At 67.7% G+C, this 3,496-nt stretch carries 3 protein-coding genes; all 3 read right to left on the bottom strand.

Annotated features, from left to right (window positions below; translation table 11 throughout):
* A partial coding sequence (locus tag AC1DU6_RS24010) for a DUF1631 family protein (protein ID WP_477860137.1) occupies positions 1-1,971 on the bottom strand: 1,971 nt, incomplete at its 3' end.
* A 45-nt stretch (positions 1,972-2,016) separates the two neighbouring features.
* Positions 2,017-3,051, bottom strand: coding sequence for a protein translocase subunit SecF (gene secF, locus AC1DU6_RS24005; RefSeq protein ID WP_056205235.1), 1,035 nt, complete (start codon positions 3,049-3,051; stop codon positions 2,017-2,019).
* Positions 3,052-3,063: 12 nt separating this feature from the next.
* Positions 3,064-3,496 (bottom strand): MMPL family transporter (locus AC1DU6_RS24000; RefSeq protein WP_477860135.1); only part of this gene is annotated, 433 nt, incomplete at its 5' end.

Raw genomic sequence — 3,496 nt, 5'->3', positions numbered from 1 at the left:
GAGCTGGCGCACATGCTCGTCCTGCTTGTCCGTCGGCAGGCCGGCGTGGCTCATGCCATCGCGCAGCGTCTTGAGCAGGGGCGGCAGGCGGCGGATGACCTCGGCACGCTCCTCGCGCGAGGCCTTGGAGCTGGCGCTCCAGATCAGGTCGGCGGCGGCCCGCTTCATGGACTTGGTCACGTCGGACTGGGCGCCCGCGCGCACCGCCGTGACGGCCAGCACGTCGGCCCAGACGTGGAAGAGGAAGTCGCGCACGCCGTCCTGTACCGGCACCTCGGACAGCATCTTGCGCAGCTCGATGGTGTACTGGATGGCCAGGGTTTCGCGTTGCTCGACCTGCTGGGCCAGCGACACGCCGCGCTTGGAGGCCTGGTTCTCGTTCTCGAAATAGTGGTCGAGGAACTTCTCGAACTCGGTCAGCACGGTGGCAAAGACCCGCCGGCCGGTGTCCGGATAGGCCTCGACGACCTGCACGACGCGCTTGATCTCGCGCTCCAGCGCATCGTTGCTGGCGCGCTCCGAACCCGGGCCACTGACCTGGGCCGTGTTGAAACCCATCACGCACGCGCCCATGCGGTCAATGAGACGACGCGCCGGATGGTCGGCGGCGGCAAAGAAGTCGGGTTCGCTGACGGCCACCCGCAGCACCGGCATCTGCAGCCGCGCGAACCAGACCCGCACCGTGGCCGGGATGCGCTCCTCGGTCAGGATGCTCTGGAACATCATGGCGACGATCTCGATGGTCGCGCGTTCGGCCGGGTTGCTCGCGGCCTGCTTCAGGACCTGCTTGAAGGCCTGGTTGCGCGCGCCAATCTCCTCCAGCGCACGCGGGGCGCTGGCGCTGCCACCGGTATCCACACCGCCAGCTGCGCCGGGGCGGCGCTGCAAGGACTCCTGGGCATGCTTGATGGCACCCATCAACCGCGGCGAGGCGGCGGAAACGGAGACGGGCGGCGCATCGGCCAGCGACGGCCTGGCCACGGAGGCGGGTGCATCGCCGCTCGATAAACTGCCACCACCGAGGGTGCCGGCATGGCTGGGTGTCACATCGGCCAGGCTCGGCTTGCCGCCACCCGGGCGGGCCGGCACCTGGCTTTTGACGACCGGAAAGCCCGGCACATGGCGGGCCAGCACACGCTGCAGCTGGGCCATGACTTCGTCGGCCTGGCTGCTCGCCTTGCTGCGCGCCGATGCCCCACCCGCGACCATCGGCACCGGGCCTGACGTGGGGGCGAGACCCGGGCCGGGAGACACTGGCGGTGGCGGCGGTACTGGCGCGCCAGTGGCCGTCGCCGTCGCCGCCGTAGCGGCCTGGGCCGTGCGGCGGATGAAGGGCCGCAGGTCGACCTCGGGCAGCACCTTCTGGGCGATCAGCCAGCGGTTGGTCTCGTGGTAGGCCTCGCTGATGAGCTGGGCGAATTCCTCGTGAAGCTCATGGTGCAGCAGCTGCCAGATGTTCGCGTCCAGGCCGACGCGGGTCCAGGCGTCCAGCGCCACGCGGGCCACGACATGGGCCCGCAGCAGGTCCAGCGGTTCCAGGTCGTCATGAGCCTCCAGGGCCTGCATGCGGGTGCGCAGGTCGGTGAATTCCCAGGTCGCCCGGTCCATCATGACCAGGGCCAGGCGGGAGCTGGTGATCTCGCGCTCGATGGTCGAGTCGTCGACCAGGCTCATCTTCACCGACTGGGCCGGCACGGTCGTGTCGTGCTCGCGGGCGTTGTCGGAGACGCCGTGCACTGCCGCGTGGCGCAGCGCCGCGACGACGGCCATCTGCCAGTTGGGGCCTAGCTTCTGCCAGGCCTGCACCGCGTCGCGCCTGGCCATCATGATGGCGTGGGGGACGCCGTGGGCCAGTTGCTGGCCAGCGCCCTGGCCGACCGCAGCGACCAGGGGCGTCATGCCGCGCACCAGAGCTTCCAGATAGACGCGCCGCGCCTGGGTCGCCAGGGCCTGGTTACGAGCGGCGGTCATGGACTGGTGAGGGCTGCGCGGCTGGAATGTTGGGTTGCGATCACTCTACACGACGGCCCCGGAGTTCGGGTCATTGGGGTCGTCACGATTCACGCCCGCCTTGACCAGGTCCTCCCGCTTGACGCCCAGCCACATGGCGATGGCCGCCGCCACGAACACCGAGGAGTAGATGCCAAACAGGATGCCGATGGTCAGCGCGACGGCGAAGTAATGCAGCGTCGGCCCGCCGAACAGCAGCATGGACACCACCATCAGCTGCGTGCAACCGTGGGTGATGATGGTGCGGCTCATCGTCGAGGTGATGGCGTGGTCGATGACCTCGTGGGTGTTCATCTTGCGGAACCTGCGGAAGGCCTCGCGCACCCGGTCGAAGATGACGACAGATTCGTTCACCGAGTAGCCCAGCACCGCCAGGATGGCCGCCAGCACCGCCAGCGAGAACTCCCACTGGAAGAAGGCGAAGAAGCCCAGGATGATGACCACATCGTGCAGGTTGGCGATGATGCCGGCGACCGCGAACTTCCATTCGAAGCGGATGGCCAGGTAGATCATGATGCCGATGACCGTCGCGGCCAGTGCCTTGGCGGCGTCCTGGGCCAGCTCGGCCCCGACGGCCGGGCCGACGACCTCGGAGCGCGACAGCTTGATCGGCTCGGCGCCATCGGCTCGTCTGCAGATCTGCTTGCTGACCTGCTCGCCCTGGGGCGTCACTTCCTGATGCTCGCTGATCGTGCCGGCCTCGGCCGTGCACAGCTCGGTGAAGACCTTGCCGACCAGCTCGGTCTGCTTGATATCGCCGCGCACGGGCAGGCGGATCATCACGTCGCGCGAAGAGCCGAAGTTCTGCACCTGCACTTCGCCGAAGCCCATCTTCTCGACGACCAGGCGAGTCTTCTCGATCTCGGCCGCCTGCGGGTAGGCCACCTCGATGACCGTGCCGCCGGTGAACTCGATGGAGAAATGCAGGCCCCGCGTGACCAGGAAGAACACGGCGGCTGCGAAGGTGATGAAGGAGATAGCGTTGAAGACCAACGCATGCTTCATCAACGGCAGGTCGCGCTTGATGCGAAAGAGTTCCATGTTCTAGCTTTCTCAGGCCTTGGCGGCGACGTCGGTCGTCTCGGCGGCGGGCTTGTCGGCGTCGGGCCTCCAGATCTGCCCGATGGACACGCTCTTGAGCTTCTTCTGGCGGCCGTACCAGAGGTTCACCAGGCCGCGCGAGAACACGACGGACGAGAACATCGAGGTCAGGATGCCCAGGCAATGCACGACGGCAAAGCCCTTGATCGGGCCGGAGCCGAACACCAGCAGCGAGACACCGGCGATCAGCGTCGTCACGTTGGAGTCCAGGATGGTGGCCCAGGCGCGTTCGTAGCCCAGCCGGATGGCCTGCTGGGGCGATTCGCCGCCACGCAGTTCCTCGCGCACGCGCTCGTTGATCAGCACGTTGGAGTCGATGGCCATGCCCAGCACCAGCGCAATGGCGGCGATGCCCGGCAGGCTCAGCGTGGCCTGCATCATCGAC

The sequence above is a fragment of the Roseateles sp. P5_B10 genome, assembly GCF_056400485.1.
Note: the sequence above shows the minus strand (reverse complement) of the source record. Positions and strands in the feature narration are given on the sequence as shown.